Annotated in this window: 18 protein-coding genes; all 18 read left to right on the plus strand. The window is 48.9% G+C overall.

Annotated elements, in window-relative coordinates:
* Positions 1-217: 217 nt before the first annotated feature.
* The 18 genes from AAH944_RS04015 to carB all read left to right on the plus strand — a co-directional run bounded on the left by AAH944_RS04015 (position 218) and on the right by carB (position 16,730).
* A complete protein-coding gene (locus AAH944_RS04015; protein ID WP_415536685.1) occupies positions 218-1,111 on the plus strand; it encodes a sigma-E processing peptidase SpoIIGA in 894 nt (297 codons plus the stop codon).
* A 32-nt stretch (positions 1,112-1,143) separates the two neighbouring features.
* Positions 1,144-1,848, plus strand: coding sequence for an RNA polymerase sporulation sigma factor SigE (gene sigE, locus AAH944_RS04020; protein ID WP_368294578.1), 705 nt, complete (start codon positions 1,144-1,146; stop codon positions 1,846-1,848).
* An 80-nt stretch (positions 1,849-1,928) separates the two neighbouring features.
* Complete coding sequence (gene sigG / locus AAH944_RS04025; protein ID WP_158208461.1) at positions 1,929-2,702, plus strand: RNA polymerase sporulation sigma factor SigG; 774 nt, start codon at positions 1,929-1,931, stop codon at positions 2,700-2,702.
* 112 nt (positions 2,703-2,814) lie between these two features.
* Positions 2,815-3,072, plus strand: coding sequence for a YlmC/YmxH family sporulation protein (locus AAH944_RS04030; RefSeq protein ID WP_415536687.1), 258 nt, complete (start codon positions 2,815-2,817; stop codon positions 3,070-3,072).
* Positions 3,073-3,158: 86 nt separating this feature from the next.
* Positions 3,159-3,959 (plus strand): peptidoglycan editing factor PgeF, encoded by an 801-nt coding sequence (pgeF, locus tag AAH944_RS04035; protein WP_415536689.1) that lies wholly within the window; start codon positions 3,159-3,161, stop codon positions 3,957-3,959.
* Between the two features lie 24 nt (positions 3,960-3,983).
* Positions 3,984-4,955, plus strand: a complete 972-nt coding sequence (locus AAH944_RS04040; protein WP_415536691.1) for an HlyD family efflux transporter periplasmic adaptor subunit — start codon at positions 3,984-3,986, stop codon at positions 4,953-4,955.
* A 109-nt stretch (positions 4,956-5,064) separates the two neighbouring features.
* Positions 5,065-5,754 carry a YggS family pyridoxal phosphate-dependent enzyme gene (locus AAH944_RS04045; protein ID WP_415536692.1) on the plus strand — a complete coding sequence of 230 codons (690 nt, stop codon included), beginning with the start codon at positions 5,065-5,067 and terminating at the stop codon, positions 5,752-5,754.
* A gap of 50 nt (positions 5,755-5,804) precedes the next feature.
* The gene (locus tag AAH944_RS04050) at positions 5,805-6,332 is read left to right on the plus strand and encodes a cell division protein SepF (RefSeq protein WP_415536694.1); all 528 of its coding nucleotides are present in this window, start codon (positions 5,805-5,807) and stop codon (positions 6,330-6,332) included.
* A 97-nt stretch (positions 6,333-6,429) separates the two neighbouring features.
* Positions 6,430-6,672, plus strand: coding sequence for a YggT family protein (locus AAH944_RS04055; protein ID WP_415537762.1), 243 nt, complete (start codon positions 6,430-6,432; stop codon positions 6,670-6,672).
* 413 nt (positions 6,673-7,085) lie between these two features.
* Positions 7,086-7,667 (plus strand): phosphate propanoyltransferase, encoded by a 582-nt coding sequence (gene pduL, locus AAH944_RS04060; RefSeq protein WP_415536696.1) that lies wholly within the window; start codon positions 7,086-7,088, stop codon positions 7,665-7,667.
* A 26-nt stretch (positions 7,668-7,693) separates the two neighbouring features.
* Positions 7,694-8,164 carry a signal peptidase II gene (lspA, locus tag AAH944_RS04065; protein WP_415536698.1) on the plus strand — a complete coding sequence of 157 codons (471 nt, stop codon included), beginning with the start codon at positions 7,694-7,696 and terminating at the stop codon, positions 8,162-8,164.
* Entirely contained in the window at positions 8,145-9,110 is a 966-nt protein-coding gene (locus tag AAH944_RS04070; RefSeq protein ID WP_415536700.1) for an RluA family pseudouridine synthase, read from the plus strand. The genes lspA and AAH944_RS04070 overlap by 20 nt, the downstream gene beginning before the upstream one ends.
* A 160-nt stretch (positions 9,111-9,270) precedes the next feature.
* Positions 9,271-9,816, plus strand: coding sequence for a bifunctional pyr operon transcriptional regulator/uracil phosphoribosyltransferase PyrR (gene pyrR / locus AAH944_RS04075; RefSeq protein WP_415536702.1), 546 nt, complete (start codon positions 9,271-9,273; stop codon positions 9,814-9,816).
* Positions 9,817-9,952: 136 nt separating this feature from the next.
* Positions 9,953-10,162, plus strand: a complete 210-nt coding sequence (locus AAH944_RS04080; RefSeq protein ID WP_415536704.1) for a hypothetical protein — start codon at positions 9,953-9,955, stop codon at positions 10,160-10,162.
* Positions 10,163-10,199: 37 nt separating this feature from the next.
* A complete protein-coding gene (locus tag AAH944_RS04085) occupies positions 10,200-11,135 on the plus strand; it encodes an aspartate carbamoyltransferase catalytic subunit (protein WP_415536706.1) in 936 nt (311 codons plus the stop codon).
* On the plus strand, positions 11,122-12,459 hold the full coding sequence (locus AAH944_RS04090; RefSeq protein WP_415536708.1) for a dihydroorotase: 1,338 nt from the start codon (positions 11,122-11,124) through the stop codon (positions 12,457-12,459). Before AAH944_RS04085 ends, AAH944_RS04090 begins: the two co-directional genes overlap by 14 nt.
* On the plus strand, positions 12,459-13,553 hold the full coding sequence (locus tag AAH944_RS04095) for a carbamoyl phosphate synthase small subunit (RefSeq protein ID WP_415536710.1): 1,095 nt from the start codon (positions 12,459-12,461) through the stop codon (positions 13,551-13,553). The genes AAH944_RS04090 and AAH944_RS04095 overlap by 1 nt, the downstream gene beginning before the upstream one ends.
* A complete protein-coding gene (gene carB, locus AAH944_RS04100; protein WP_415536711.1) occupies positions 13,554-16,730 on the plus strand; it encodes a carbamoyl-phosphate synthase large subunit in 3,177 nt (1,058 codons plus the stop codon). It begins immediately after the preceding gene.
* Positions 16,731-17,132 lie beyond the last annotated feature (402 nt).

Raw genomic sequence — 17,132 nt, forward strand, 5'->3', positions numbered from 1 at the left:
GAGGATCAGAGCGAGCAGCTACGAAAACGTGCGAGTGGGGTGTTTTGGGCAAGGCTCCATGCCCCAGAAAAGAAAAAATAACCAAATATCCATCATAATCTGTATTCCCTTAGCCAAAAAAATCGCATTCCAAGCCCACTTAAAGCGACAGGATTTCTCACAACACAGAGGTATAATTTGTTAATGAGAATAACTTCGCGCAGAAAGGATTTCGGGTATGGTCTACCTGGATATTATTCTGTTCATCAATGGGGCTATGGATGCTTTTTTGTTGGTTTTTACGGCCCATCTGCTTCGAAAAAAGATTCAGGTTCGAAATCTACTGGGAGCAGTTCTTCTTGGCGAGCTGCCAATTGTATTCATCATCTTTGGGCCTTCGTGGGTCATCGCTGTTTCCAGAATTCTGGTTCCTGTCGGCATGGTCGCAGTGGCTTTGAGAACCAGAACAATCCTTGATCTGGCTAAAGGACTCCTGTATTTCAGCCTTCTGGCATCCTTAAGCGCCGGAATCTATTATGCGCTGGCGGGCTGGCTTGGGTTGGAAGGCACAGGGCTGGCTTTAAAGGATTTATGGGTCCTGCCTGTGATTGCCCTGATTCTGACCGCAGGTTGCCGGGTCTGGGAAAAAATCCAAAAAACGACGTTATTTCTCGATAATGTGTGCTACGAGGTTGAACTGTCTTTTGAGAATGGCCGGCAGGCACAGATTAAGGCACTGCTGGATACCGGAAACGAACTGCGGGACCCGCTAACTGGGACACCTGTGATGGTCGTGGAAGAAAGAGCTGTGGCCCAGGCCCTGCCGGAAGGAATTCAAAGGTTTCTGCTTATGCCCTGGAGGGAAAGTGCCAACCCCTGGACTTATATCTGGAACAGTGAAGACCCCTGTATACAAAAAATGGTGTTTATCTCCGCCAGGGGAATCAATGGCCAAACCTGGCTGCCGGGAATCCGGCTCGGATCTGTTAAAATCCGTCAGGGGGAAAAAGTATGGGAACATGCCGTTACCGCCGCCTTGGTCCCGCATGGTCTAAATTCGGAAGGTAAATTTGTGGCCCTGCTGCATCCGGAACATATTCAAATGCCAGTTGGCAAGGAGGAGATCGCCTGATGAACCGCATCAAACAGTATTATAGGGCAGTAATGTCGGCATTTAAGAGAAAATTAATTTTTTTGTCCCTGAAACTGCATCGGGTAAGGGAGGTCTTTTATGTCGGCAGCAGCGAAGCTCTGCCGCCTCCGCTGCGCCTGGAAGAAGAGGAATATCTGATCACGAGACTCGAGCATGGGGACCTTTCGGTGAAAGATATGCTGATCGAGCGCAACCTAAGACTGGTTGTTTATATCTCCCGCAAATTTGAGAACACGGGAATCGGTATCGAGGATTTGGTCTCGATCGGGACGATCGGTTTGATTAAAGCGGTCAATACCTTTGATCCCGCCAAGAAGATCAAGCTGGCCACTTACGCTTCCCGCTGTATTGAAAATGAAATTCTGATGTATCTGCGCAGAAATAATAAAATAAGGACAGAGGTTTCTTTTGATGAACCTCTGAATATCGACTGGGACGGCAATGAGCTGCTTCTGTCCGATGTACTGGGAACCGAGAACGATATCATCTCGCGTCCGATCGAAGAGGAAGTCGACAGGCAGCTGCTGGACCTCGCTATGGGCAGTCTGAGTGAGCGGGAAAAACTGATTATGGAGCTTAGATTCGGCATGGGCGGATGCGAAGAAAAGACGCAAAAGGAGGTGGCTGACCGCCTCGGGATCTCGCAATCATACATATCCAGACTCGAAAAACGCATCATACGCAGGCTGCGGAAAGAATTTGTCCGGCTGGAATAACGATTTGGAATAACTTGTCTGCTGTCAGGGCATACTCTCCAGAGAATAACCATAAAAAACCACATCTGGAGGGTATTTTAATGGTCTTAAACAAGGTTGAGATCTGCGGAGTGAATACGTCCAAACTGCCCGTCTTAAGTGGTGCCAAGATGAAAGAACTGTTTTTGAAATTTCAGGCCGGGGACAAGTCGGCCCGCGAACAGCTGGTCCGGGGAAATCTTCGCCTGGTGCTCAGCGTGATTCAGCGGTTCAGCAATAGAGGGGAGCATGTGGACGACCTTTTTCAGGTAGGCTGTATCGGCCTGATGAAGGCGATCGACAATTTTGATCTTGGTCAGAACGTCAAGTTTTCTACCTACGCTGTCCCAATGATTATTGGGGAGATACGGCGCTATTTAAGGGATAACAATCCGATCAGAGTCAGCAGATCTTTACGGGATATCGCCTATAAAGCCCTGCAGGTTCGGGACAAGCTGGCATCGGAGTGCTCGCGGGAGCCAACAATCAATGAGATTGCCGAGAAACTGGAAATCTCCCATGAAGATGTTATTTTTGCGCTCGATGCGATCCAGGAACCCGTATCTCTCTTTGAACCGATCTATCATGATGGCGGCGATCCGATTTTTGTCATGGATCAGATCGGTGATGACAAACAGTCGGACAAACTTTGGCTGGAATCGATTTCGATTAAGGAAGGTATGGGCAAACTCGGAGAAAGGGAAAAGAAGATTATCTCGCTGCGCTTCTTCCAGGGCAAAACCCAGATGGAAGTGGCCGAAGAAATTGGGATATCCCAGGCACAGGTCTCACGCCTTGAGAAAGCCGCTTTGAAGTATATGCGCAAGCATGTCTGAGTCCCAAATAGGCATTGGCCTAAAAATATCTTATCAAACATCTCGCTGCTTTTAAGGTGTCATGATTGTAACCCCTCCTCATATGATAGTAAGTGAGAGGAGGGGCTTTGCCATGAGAGTCTCTGAATTGAGGGTACTCGATATTATCAACATAGAGGACGGGCGGCGCCTAGGACCGGTCATCGACCTTGATCTGGATTTGGAAAAAGGGATTGTGAAAGGGATCATTATCATGGCTTCCTCCCGGGCGAAAGGCTTTTTTGGCAGCGGGAGGACGGGCGACGTATTTGTTCCTTGGGAAAAAGTGATCAAGATCGGTATTGATGTAATCCTGGTCGACGGCAGGGATTTAATCAATATCAACTATTAAAAATTGTAAAAGAGCTGTATTCAAAGGTTTTTTTCGATATAATAATAGAAATGATTTAAGGTTTGACTGCAATGAGGTATAATCATATGGCATGGGAGAGACAAACGGTCGGCGGACTAGCTTACCTGACAATTCCTAGATGGTCCCTTCACGGAGTAACCGCTGTGTTCTCGACCAGGGACGGGGGCGTCGGCAGCCCGCCTTATTCCTCTTTGAATCTGGCTTTGCATGTCGGTGATACGATTGATGATGTTTTACATAACAGACGGATATTTCTGGCCGGAATAGGGCGTTCACCAGAAGACTGTGTCGCCGCTGAACAGGTTCACGGTACCGATGTTCGATTTGTAGCAGAAAAAGACCGGGGCAGGGGTATGCAGGATTTGGTATCGGCGCTGCCGTCCTGCGACGGAATGCTTACGGCGCAGGACGTAGGACTGCTTAGTTTTTATGCGGATTGTGTGCCCGTCTTCTTTTTCCATCCGCGTAGCAGAATCATCGGGCTTGCGCATGCCGGCTGGAGAGGAACGGCAGCCAATATCGTTCAAGAAATGGTGAACAGGATGATTCAAGCCGGAGCTGATGCGGAAGAATGTTTGGCCGCGATCGGCCCCTGCATCGGACCGTGCTGTTATGTCGTTGGAGATCCCGTCGCTTCAATATTTCGAGAAAAATGGAACGAACCTTCCGTGCTTTCAGAAACAGCACCGGGTGAGTACCGTCTCGATTTACAGGAAGCAAACCGTCAGTTGTTGATCTCCGCCGGAATTCGCGCAGAGAATATATTGACCGCTCAAATGTGCACATCTTGTCATTCCGGAGAATTCTTTTCTTACAGGAGAGAAGGGATAACCGGCAGGATGGCCGCTTATATCGGATTCTCATAAGTACTGTTTTTAAGAGGAATGATAATGGCTAAAAAAACCAGAAAAAGATTTAATGTATTTTTTATGATATTGGTTTTGTCTATAATTGGTCTATTCCTTTGGGATTACCGGTCATCGTGGATTGCTGGCTCACTTTCGTTTGAGACTGTTCATCAGGGCCTTGTACAACACGAGAAAACAGTAAAGGCCGTATTTGCCAATACGGAAACCGTACTGACGGCACCGGCTGAAGGAACCGTTGTACTGGTTGGCGAGGAAGCAAGAAGATTTAAAAAAGGTGAGTCAGTAGCCCGGGTGATCCCTGTCGGAGTAGGACATGAACAATCCGACGCAGGAATATGGATAAGTGCGCCGGTTTCGGGCCTGTTTTATTCGCAGCGGGACGGGCTGGAACAGATCATGACATCGGAAAATCTGATGAATATGGATCTGGACAGATTATTGGCCCAGACGCAAAATGACGGGATAGAAACAGAGCAGACAGAGACTGCCCAGGAGAACGGTCAATCTGCGGATAACAGTCAGAATACCACGGTCAGTCTGCATTCCCCGATCGGCAAGATGGTGAACAACCTTTATCCGAGCTGGGTGTTTGTGTATTTGGGAATCCAGGATTCTCTGGCTGTTGGAGATGTCGCCGAGTTTGTGATTGATGATGAAGAATACTATGGTACGGTCATGAAACTTTCGGCGCAGCCCGGAGGAGCAGTGATCCGCTTTAGTCAATATGTGCAAGGGACCACGGAGAACAGGATACGCGAAATTGTCTGGAGATTCCGGCCCCCGACCAAGGGTTTGGTCGTTCCTGCCAGTGCCTTGTGCACCTCCGGTGAGGAAAAAGGAGTCTATGTCCTGGAGGACGGCGTGATCCGCTACCAGGGTGTCATCGTCAAGGACAGCAGCGAGAATTTAGTCTGTGTCGAAGGTCTTCCGGAGGGTGTCCAGGTTGTCGTTAATCCGAGACAAGGCATTGAAGGCATGTATGTAAAGTCCTAATTTTAAAAAAGTCAATAAATTCAGCCATTTCCTGCATAAAAAGCAGGGAAATCAAGGAAAATGTAGAACATATAAATGATCATACGCCAACACAGGCGGCAGGAGTTCAATGAGTATAGTCAATAACATTTCGGAAGTACAGCAAAAAATTGCGGCAGCCGCTGCGAGAGCAGGCCGCAGCCCGAAGGATATCGCACTTCTGGCCGTATCCAAGACAGTACCTGAAGACAGGACCATGGAGGCATACAGGGCAGGCTTAAGGGCTTTCGGGGAAAATAAAGTACAGGAGTGGCAGACCAAGCACCTCTTGCTGCCGCAAGATTGCCAGTGGCATATCATTGGCCGTCTGCAGACGAACAAGGTAAAATACCTAGACGACAGCATCGCGCTAATTCATTCGCTGGACCGCTTTGCTCTGCTGGAGAAGCTGAATCTGGAAGGGGAAAAACGTCAGATCAGATGGAAGACGCTTGTCCAGGTCAATGTTGCGAGGGATGAGGCCAAAGCCGGTCTCGAGATTGAAGAACTTCAGGACTTTATGGACAGCGTGCACGACTTTCCCTATGTGACAGTCCACGGACTGATGACGATTGGTGCGCTTGATGCCGGACCCGGAGAAACAAGAGGGTATTTCCGGAAACTCAGGGAGATCAGAGATGATTTACTGACAAAAGGTGCCGGAGGGCCTGATGGTCTTCCCCACTTGTCGATGGGGATGAGCCAGGATTATGAAATTGCGGTCGAAGAGGGCACTACGATTGTCCGGGTCGGAAATACGATTTTCGGGCACAGGAATTAATATATTTTACATAAAACTTATAAAAAAAATTAAAATCATGGAGGATGAAAATGGCAAAGATACTTGACAAATTTATAGGTATTATGGGTTTTGGGGACGATGAGGACGATTTCGAACCTGAAGAATTAGAAGAAGAGTATTCCGGAAGAGCAGAGAAGTCCAGAAACAGCAGTTTTAGAGATAATGCGCTCAGAGAATCCGCTCCGAGCGAATCCTTCAGCAGGGAAACATACAAAGACAATGCCCTGAAAAGAAAACAAGCTTCTGTGGTTAGCATTCACACCCAAAAGCAGGTAAGGGTCATCGTCGTAGAGCCGGTTTCTTTTGAGGAAGCCCAGGGAATCGCCGAGCACCTTAAAGCCCGCAAATCAGTTATTCTGAACCTGGAACGGACCGACGGTCATCTGTCCCAGCGGATTGTTGATTTTATCAGCGGTACGACCTATGCTTTAGGTGGAAATATGCAGAAGGTTGGCAATGGTATTTTCCTGTTTGTCCCAAATAATGTGGACATTAGCGGCGAGTTGAATTACAAAACGACCGAGCGGGATATCCTCTGGCCTAAAATCAATAATTAATCGAAGGCATTCATCCACAGGCATTAATCTTGGGGGGGTAATCAGAATTACGATTCTTTATTGGAGTTACGCAATTATCGACAAGGTCCTTCTGATCCTGGAATGGCTTGTAATCATACGCTGTATTTTATCCTGGATACCTCATTCGCCAAGCAACAGGTTTATTCGGATCATTTACGATATCACTGAACCACTTTTGAGGCCTTTCCGAAGAATACGGTTTGGTAACCAGGCAATGATGGTGGATTTTGCCCCATTTTTTGCTGTCCTGGCCATCGTGCTGATCAAAAGTGTGATTCTTGCGCCGCTTTATGCGCTTATTGCCAGGCTCATTATTTAGAACGGAAGAAACGTCCAACAGATGCGGTGAGATATTGAATATCGCAAATAGAAAACTCGTCCTGAGACGAGTTTTCCGTATTCTCAACCGAATGCCATGTCATCTATGACGTATTCGACACCGTGAAGGCTATTTAAACGCCTTTACACTTCCTGTACCGTCGCGGGGTTTGACTTCATATGGTAAAATAATTCTAGTTCCCATTGCCAGGTCTGCCGGTATCGGAGTCTTTGAAGACAAAGAAGTCTTTTTTGAATCTTGAACGTACGATGCAGGATATCTGCAGCTATCTGGTTTATAATAGAAACATTAAAGTATTGCGGTCATTTATGTCGGAAAGCTTCTTGACAAGCAATTGTTGCGATCATGGACCATGGAGCAATCATTCAAACAAACATTGAGGAGTGAACATCATGCGTACATTTTCTGTTCCGGTTGGAATATCCAATCGTCATCTTCATCTTTCGGAGGAACATATCAACCAGCTTTTTGGTGAAAACAGTACACTTACTAAAAAGAAAGACTTAAGTCAGCCCGGACAGTTTGCAGCTGAAGAGACCGTAACGCTGATCGGTCCCAAAGGGAAACTTGAGGGAGTCCGTGTCCTGGGGCCTGCCCGTGATGAAACCCAGATTGAACTTGCTGTGACAGATGCGATTAAACTGGGATTAAACATTTCGGCAAGAGATTCCGGCAATACCGAAGGGACACCCGGTATTGATATTTCAGCCGGAGATAAAAAAGTAAGTCTGGAACGCGGAGTCATTGCTGCGATGCGTCACATCCATGCCAGTGAAGACGATGCGCTGCAGTATGGCATCAAGGATAAGGATATGGTGAAAGTGCTTTTTGAAGGACCTCGTGGCGGCATTCTTCATAACGTTCTGGTCAGAGTAAAATCAACTTATGCGCTGGATCTGCACATCGATACCGATGAAGCGAATGCGCTGGGGCTTAAAAACGGAGATACCGGAACGGTGATCATTGAGGATTAATGATTCATTAGATGGAGGGTAACCTTTTGCCATTCTTATATACCTGGGTAACACTGATCGTTGTCTTAGTCTTAGACCGTCTCAGTAAATGGGTCGTTCAAAGCAATATGACGCTGGGAGAAAGCCGGGTCGTTATCCCAGGCTTTTTCCATCTGACCTATATTTTGAATCCCGGCGCGGCCTTTGGCATGCTGCAGGGCCAAAAGTGGGTGCTGGTCACTGTTTCAGTAATTGTTCTTGCCGCCCTGTTCTATTTTCAAAGAAAAGTGCCGCAGGGACAAAAGCTTATGCGGGTAAGCATGGGGCTGATCGGGGGCGGAGCGCTCGGCAATCTCTGGGACCGATTGCTTACCGGAAAAGTGATTGATTTTCTTGATTTCAGGGTCTGGTCCTATATTTTCAATATCGCCGACAGCATGATTGTCATCGGCGGTATCTTGTTGATTATTCTTTTGATGCGAATGAAAGAGGATACAAATGACGAATTACCATTTTGAAGAAGAAACGCAGGATCATTTTATTGAGGAGCCGGATAGTGAGGAATGGCAGTTTGTTCAGGCAGCTCCCGGCCAGCGGCTGGATACGGCGCTGGCGGAATGCACCTCACTGAGCAGAAGTTATATACAAAACCTTATCCAGCAGGGATGCGTGCTTGTCAATAGCCAGCCTAAGAAGGCCAATTACCGGGTTCAGGAAGAAGACCGTGTTGAGATCAGTATTCCCCCTGCGCAGAAGCTGGACGTTCTGCCTGAAGAATTACCGCTGGATATTGTGTATGAAGACGATGATCTTCTCGTGGTCAATAAACCCCAGGGCATGGTGGTGCATCCTGCTCCTGGTGCGTGGAGCGGAACGCTGGTCAATGCACTGCTGTATCACTGCCAAAACCTTTCCGGAATTAATGGTGTCATCCGCCCGGGAATTATTCACCGGATCGACAAAGATACTTCCGGGCTGTTGGTCGTTGCTAAAACGGATGACGCGCATCATCATCTTGCCCATCAGATTAAAGAGCACAGTGTCGGACGAAGCTACAGGGCTGTCGTTCACGGGTTGATGTCGGAACCGTCGGGAACTGTGGATGCACCCATTGGCAGAGATCCAAAGGATCGTAAGAAAATGGCGGTTGTTTTTAAGAATTCCCGCAATGCGGTGACGCACTATTATGTACTGGAACGATTTAGGCAATTTACCGAGATCAAAGCAGTGTTGGATACAGGAAGGACCCACCAGATCAGAGTGCATATGGCCTATTTGAAACACCCTGTGCTGGGAGACCCGCTTTACGGACCGAAGAAAAATCCTTTTGGCTTGACCGGGCAGGTTCTTCATGCCGAGACGCTGAGTTTTATTCATCCGCGGACCGGAGAAAAGATGACATTTACGGCAGATCCACCCGAATCATTTCAGGACGTTCTGGAAAAGCTAAAGAATAGCGATTGACATTTGGTGCCTAGTACACTAAACTAGTTATGATGAAATTGAATCAGTTGCCTTTAAAATTGTCCCGTGAGGCAGGTAAGGCAGATGAAATGTTGTACGTGAAGTATGGCTGTCTGCTCCTGCAGGCAGCTTTATTATTTTTGAAAGAAGGCGAACTCAAATGGAAGGTACGCCAAAGAACAGGATCATGGATGCGGACGGGATCCGCAGAGCGATCAGCAGGATATCCCATGAAATCCTGGAGAAGAATCAAGGAACGAAAGATCTTGTCCTGATCGGGATAAGGACGAGAGGGGTCCCGTTAGCAGAACGCATTAAAGAAAGGATTGCAGAATTTGAGGGTGTATCGGTTCCTCTCGGACTGCTTGATATCACACTCTATAGAGATGATCTGAGTACAATCGATATTCAACCTGTGTTGCACGAGACCAAAGTGCCGTTCAGTTTAGATGGGAAAATCGTCATTTTGGTCGATGACGTTTTGTTTACCGGCCGTACAGTCAGAGCAGCGCTCGATGCACTGCTCGATCTCGGAAGACCATCGAAAATCCAGATGGCCGTTTTGGTAGACCGGGGGCATCGGGAACTGCCGATCAGGGCCGATTATGTCGGCAAAAACGTTCCGACTTCCAGCAGAGAAATTGTTTCTGTGTGCCTGGAAGAAACGGACGGAAGTGAAGAAGTATTCCTACAGGAAAAAACATAACGAACATTTTGAGTCCGACCCTTTAAATGTTATCCAGAGAGATAGCCAAGGGAAAGCGAGAAAGTTGATTATTCAATTCCTCCTGCCTTCCTTTTGGCGGGAGGTTTTTATTATGATGATCGGGTAAATCTACGTAATGGATAGCCGCTTTCGGAAGATTGCGCCCTCCGTGGCGCAAACATCCGCGCTCCGCATCGTGCTTCACTTGACGCTGGCTATCCATTACGTAGATAAATCTCGGGTCAAAGATTCCGAATATATTTTATACAATCAAACCGAATTCTTTGGTAAAACGAACTTAAAAAGCATGGAAAGAAATTTGAGGTTGGAATGGATTGAGAAGTAAATCAGGCATGAAGAAATGATTGATGGGAGGCGTACGCATGAAATGGAAGCACAAGGACCTGCTTGATCTGGACAAACTGACAGCGGAAGAAATCAAACATATCTTGAAGACTGCGGCTCCGATGAAAGAGATTCTGGCAAGACCCAATAAGAAATTACCGACACTGAGAGGGAAATCTGTGGTGATGCTTTTTTATGAAAACAGCACCCGGACCAGGACTTCCTTCGAGACTGCGGCCAAAATCCTTGGAGCAGATACGTCAAATATTGCAGTTGCCCAAAGCAGTGTAAGTAAGGGAGAAACCCTTCTGGATACAGCGAAGACTCTTCAGGCCATGAAAGTAGATTTGGTGGTCATCAGGCATGGCAGCTCAGGGGCGGCAGAGTTCCTCGCCGACGAGCTTTCAGCCGGCGTGATCAATGGTGGTGACGGCCAGCATGCCCATCCCACTCAGGCCTTGCTGGACTTTTTTACGATGCAGGAAAGACTGGGTGAACTTCAAGGCAAGAAAATCGTGATTGTCGGCGATGTGCTGCACTCTAGAGTTGTGCGGAGCAATGTCCTCGGACTGAAAAAACTTGGTGCCGAAGTCGTTTTGGTTGGCCCGCCGACGCTGCTGCCACAGGAAATGAATTACCTTGGTGTGAAGACCTCTTACGATCTGGATAAAGAACTGCCCGGGGCCGATGCGGTGATGGCTCTCCGCCTTCAGCTGGAAAGGCAGCAAAGCGGCCTCTTTCCGTCAATCAGGGAATATAGCAGGTTATATGGTCTTAGCCAGGAAAGGTTAAAACAAACCGGCAAAGACACCATTATCATGCACCCCGGTCCGATGAACAGAGGTGTCGAGATTACGAGTGATTTGGCTGACAGTGTACAGTCTGTGATTGAAGAGCAGGTTACCAACGGTGTTGCCGTTCGGATGGCTTTGATTTACTTGCTGATAGGAGGGACAGGCAGTGTTGTGGATTAAGAATGCGTATGTGATTGACCCGGCCCAAGGATTGTCCGGGATCAATGATATCTTGGTTAAAGATGGCGTTATCGCGAAATTAGCCGGGAACCTGCAGTCTGCAGACGTTCTGGAAGCGCTGGAAACCCAGCGGCTGGAGGATGTGCTACAGGTTGAGGGGGAAGGAAAATATTTGTTCCCCGGTCTAATTGATGTGCACGTGCATCTCCGCGAACCCGGTCAAGAGGAGAAGGAAGATATCCGCAGCGGTTCCAGAGCTGCGATAAAAGGAGGATTTACCTCGATACTCGCCATGGCCAATACAACGCCGATTGTTGACAACCGTGCGCTAACGGAATTTGTGCGGCTGCAGGGAGAACGCGCCGCTATGGCCAGAGTCTATCCGATCGCGGCGGTAACGAAAGGTTTTCTTGGCAAAGAGCTGGTTGAGATGATGGATATCCTCGACGGCGGAGCAGTGGCGTTTTCCGATGACGGCAAAGGAATCCAGAACGCTGAGATGATGCGTCTGGCACTGGAATACGCCAAGCTAACCGGCTGCCCGATCATCAGTCATTGTGAAGATGACAGCCTGGCCGGACACGGCGTGATGCGCAAAGGTGAAATGAGTGCGAGACTCGGCTTAAGAGGAATTCCGGCCAGCGCCGAGAGCGTAATGGTGGCCAGGGATGTGCTGCTGGCGGCTGAAACAGGAGGGAAACTCCATATTGCGCATGTGTCGACAAAAGAAAGTGTGCAGATTATCAGAGAAGCCAAAAAAATGGGTGTGGATGTAACGGCCGAAGTGAACCCGCACCATCTGATCTTTACGGATCAGGATGTTAGCCTGACCAATGCCTCTTATAAAGTCAATCCACCGCTTCCTTCGGCAGAAGACCAGATTGCGCTATTGGAAGGCTTGCTGGATGGGACGATCGATATGCTGGCGACAGACCATGCCCCGCATACCTGGGAAGAAAAGACTCGGCCTTTTGCCGAAGCACCGTTTGGGATCAACGCGCTGGAAACAGTCCTAGCCGCAGTCTGGCAGAACCTCGTGTTAAAAGGAAAAATAACCCCGGATCAGGTCATCGCTTTATGGTCGGCGAACCCGGCTCGCCGTTTCGGCCTGCCGAGTGGAACGCTTCGAACCGGGAGCCAGGCCGACTTGGTCCTGTTTGACCCGGAATACCGGGAAATGATTTCTGCGGAGACAATGGAGACAAAGTCGCCGAATACCCCTTTCCTGGGACAGGAGATGCAGGGATTCCCAGTAATGACCATTGTCGGCGGAAAAATACGAATGGCTGGAAGAAAGCTTTTAGACAATAAGGAGGAAGCATAATGGCTTGGCTGGTTTTAAGTGACGGAAAAGCTTTCGAAGGAGAAAAATTTGGTCCCTGGATTGGCCGAGACCACGTGATCAAAGGGGAAGTCGTATTCAATACTTCAATGTGCGGATATCAGGAGATGATTACCGATTTGTCCTATGCCGGACAGATCCTGACATTTACTCACCCGCAGATCGGGAACTACGGCTGGCATAATGAAGAGAGCGAAGCTGACAAGGTACTGCTTAAGGGTATCATCGTTCGGGAGCTCTCGGCTGGTGAAGGCAGCCTGCATGCCGACGGAAGCCTGGAGGATTTCTGTATGAAACAGAATATCCCTGGCTTAAAAGGCGTCGATACCCGGGCGTTGACCCGCTATATCCGGAACAACGGGACGATGTCCGGCATAATGGTCGAGAAACTGGAACAGGCCGCAGCGTTCTGGCAGAAAAGCACGCCGCAGGATTTTGACCCTGAAAAACATTGGGTGTACCAGGCGACATCCGACGAAGAATATGTCATTCCCGGTAACGGCCCGGAGTTGGCCGTACTTGATCTTGGCGCCAAAAAGAATATTTTGCGCTGCCTGCAAAAAAGGGGTTACCAGCTGCATGTTTTCCCTGCAGGGACTCCCGCTCAGAGAATTCTTGCATTGGGTCCCAGGGGGCTTGTACTCAGTAACGGACCTGGGGACCCGTCCCGTTTGCCTGAGATTGCAGAGAACATGGGGAAACTGATTGCAGAATTACCGATCATGGGCATTTGTATGGGTCATCAGATCATGGCGATGGCAGCGGGCGCTTCAACCTACAAGCTGCCGTTTGGCCATCGCGGTGGAAATCATCCTGTTCAGAACAAAGAAACGGGCAAAGTAACCATGACTTCTCAGAACCATGGTTATGCTGTCAGTGAAGAATCGCTTCGGGGAACTGGGTTTAACATCATGTATGCGAATTTGAATGATGGCACGGTTGAAGGGCTGAAGCACGAAAAATATCCGGTTTTAACTGTGCAATATCATCCTGAAGCTGCACCGGGCCCTGAGGAAAATGATGAAATATTTGACCGCTTTGCAGAGATGTTAAACGCTAAATGGGGGGAAATATAAATGCCAAAACAAAATTGGCAGAAGGTCATGGTGATTGGTTCAGGACCCATCGTGATTGGACAGGCGGCTGAATTTGACTATGCCGGAACACAGGCCTGCCGGGCTTTAAGGGAAGAAGGCGTGGAAATTGTTCTGGTCAACTCCAATCCGGCTACCATTATGACGGATAAAGAGATTGCCGATAAAGTATATATCGAACCGCTGACACTGGAGTTTTTGGAGCGAATTATTGAGAAGGAAAGACCCGACGGACTGATTCCGACTATGGGCGGCCAAACCGGACTGAACCTGGCTTTCCAGCTAGCCAAAGCCGGTATTCTGGACCGCTGCGGTGTTACGCTTTTGGGAACGCCGCTGGAGAGCATCAGCAAGGCGGAGGACAGGGAGCTTTTCAGGAATTTGATGAACGAAATCGGGGAACCGATCCCGGCAAGCTCGATTGTTTCGGATGTGCAGGAAGCCCTAAAATTTGCTGAAGAAATAGGCTATCCGGTGATTGTTCGACCGGCATTCACGCTGGGCGGTACCGGCGGCGGGATTGCCAAAGACGCGGATGCCCTGGCAACAATTGCTGCCAGCGGAATCAAAGCCAGTATGATTGGGCAGATTCTAATCGAAAAAAGTGTAGCCGGCTGGAAAGAAATTGAGTATGAGGTGCTGCGGGACAGCTGCGGCAACAGTATTACGGTTTGCCATATGGAAAATATAGATCCTGTCGGCGTCCATACCGGTGACAGCATCGTCGTGGCACCCTGTCAGACGCTTACAGATAAGGAAGTCCAGACACTTCGGACTTCGGCCCTGAAAATCGTAGCTGCCCTCGGCATTGAGGGAGGCTGCAATGTTCAATATGCGCTGCATCCGGAAAGACTTGAATACTGTGTCATTGAGGTCAATCCGCGTTTGAGCCGTTCGAGCGCGCTGGCTTCCAAAGCGACCGGCTATCCGATTGCGAAGGTGGCTGCCAAAATAGCGATTGGCTATACGCTGGCCGAACTGCCGAATGCGGTAACCGGGAAGACTTCGGCCTGTTTTGAGCCTGCCCTGGACTATGTGGTCGTGAAGATCCCGCGCTGGCCTTTCGATAAATTTTCCGATGCCGACCGCAGGATTGGTACGCAAATGAAGGCGACCGGCGAAGTGATGGGTTTGGGCCGCAATTTGGAGACGGCCCTTTTAAAGGCGGTGCGTTCCCTTGAAACGAAAGCCTACGGCATCCTGCTCGAAGAGATGGAGTACATCGACGATGAACTTCTTCGGAAAAGATGCAGCCTGCCGGAAGATAATCTGCTCTTCGTGATCGCGGAAGCTTTCCGGAGGGGATGGACTGTAGACGAAATTAATCGGTTAAATGAGTGGAATCCTTACTTTTTGAAGAAAATAGAAGGGATTGTCAGGACATCCACAGAAATAAAGCAGCAGGTGTGGGATTTAACAGTTCTGGCGAAAGCAAAACGGCTTGGTTATTCCGACCGGCAGATTGCTGGACTTTGGAATACGACAGAGCAGCAGGTTTATGATTTCAGGATCCAAAACAACCTGAAGCCTGTCTTTAAAATGGTCGACACCTGCGCCGGGGAGTTTGAAGCGACGACCCCGTACTTCTACTCGAGCTATGATGTCGAGGATGAGGTGCAGCCGACAGACCGACGGAAAGTTGTCGTCCTGGGATCGGGGCCGATCAGGATCGGTCAGGGCATCGAGTTTGACTATTGCTCAGTTCATGCTGTGAAGGCGCTGCGCAAGGCAGGTATTGAGAGTATCATTATCAACAATAATCCGGAAACAGTGTCTACTGACTTTGATACGGCCGACAGGCTTTACTTTGAACCGCTCACGATTGAGGATGTCACGGCAGTACTCGAGAAAGAAAAACCTGAGGGTATCGTCGTCCAATTTGGCGGACAGACTGCGATCGGGTTATGCAAAGGACTGGCGGAACGCGGTTACCGGATTCTTGGTACGACGGTGGAAGACACGGACAGAGCGGAAGAGAGAGGAATCTTTGATGAAGTTCTGCAGCAGCTGGGCGCTCGCCGGCCCCGCGGCGGATGTGTTTCCAACATGGAAGAAGCTGAAAAGCTTGCAGAGGATATCGGCTATCCGCTGATTGTACGTCCTTCCTATGTGCTTGGAGGAAGGGCTATGCAAATTGTTTATGAACCTCAGGAACTCCAGGGCGTATTTGCAAGGGCTTTGGCGGATTTTCCGGGACAAAGCATCTGGATCGACCAGTATCTTCTCGGCAAAGAGGTCGAAGTCGATGCAATTTCCGACGGCGAAACCGTCTGCATTCCCGGAATCATGGAACATCTGGAACGAGCCGGTATTCATTCCGGCGATTCGATTGCGGTCTATCCGCCGCAAACGGTTGCAGACAACATCAAAGAAATCATCGAGGACTTAACCGTTTCGCTGGCCCGGAGTCTGCGGATCAAAGGCTTATTGAATATCCAGTATGTCATCTATAAAGACCAGGTTTATGTTTTGGAAGTCAATCCCCGCTCCAGCCGCACGGTTCCTTTCTTAAGCAAGATTACCGGCGTGCCGATTGTGGAATTGGCCACCCGGGTCATTCTTGGAGAGAAGCTGGGGAGCATGGGTATTAAATCCGGTTTGTGGCCGGTTGGAGAGAAGGTTGCGGTAAAAGCACCGGTATTCTCTTTCTCAAAACTGCTGCTCGTTGAACCTTCTCTCGGTCCTGAAATGAAATCAACCGGAGAAGTCATGGGGATTGATTATGATTATGAAAAAGCACTCCAGAAAGCTTTAGTGGCCGCCGGCATGCAGATATCGGTTTACGGCACGCTGCTTGCCACCCTAGCCGACCGCGATAAGGAAGACGGGATACGGCTCGTTAAACGTTTTGCCAAACTTGGTTTCAGAATCATCGCCACGGAAGGGACGGCTAAGGCGATTCGCCAGTCCGGTATTGAAGTTGACACAGTTGGTAAACTTCATTCAGGATCGGACGATATCACCGAGAAGATACGCAAAGGACGTGTCCAGTGCGTCTTAAATACAACCACACATGGCAGAATCATTGCCAGTGACGGTTTTGCGATCCGTAGAAGTGCCGTTGAACATGGCGTACCGTGCTTTACCAGTATGGATACGGCCGAAGCCTGGCTGCATGTTTTGGAGGCCAATATACCGAGCATCGTACCACTCAGCTAGTACAACGTTCTTTAAATAAATAAGCAAATATATGCAGCCCATAAGTATCTAGGGTTGTCTGGGTGTCACAATTCCGCTTTCGGCAGCTAGCGCCCTCCATGGCGAGTCGCTCTTTGCCATCCATGGCATCGCGACATTAGGCCATCCGTGGCCGTCTAACAGCCGCGCTCCGCATCCATGCTCCGCTTGACGCTGGAACTTGTGGCACCCAGACCTAATATGGGGTAATCAGGCTTGAATGAATTATTTGAGCAATAAATTTTAGAACGTTGTACTAGTACGGCGAATTCCAAGGAACACACTTTCACTAGTTGCAGGTTTTATCAACGTAATGGATGGGCAGCGCCGTCCATCGTGGTGAAAGGCCTTTGCTAATAAAATCGATCTACTAGGAGTGAGCAT

It is taken from the genome of Dehalobacter sp. CP (assembly GCF_047652685.1).
GTDB lineage: Bacteria > Bacillota > Desulfitobacteriia > Desulfitobacteriales > Syntrophobotulaceae > Dehalobacter.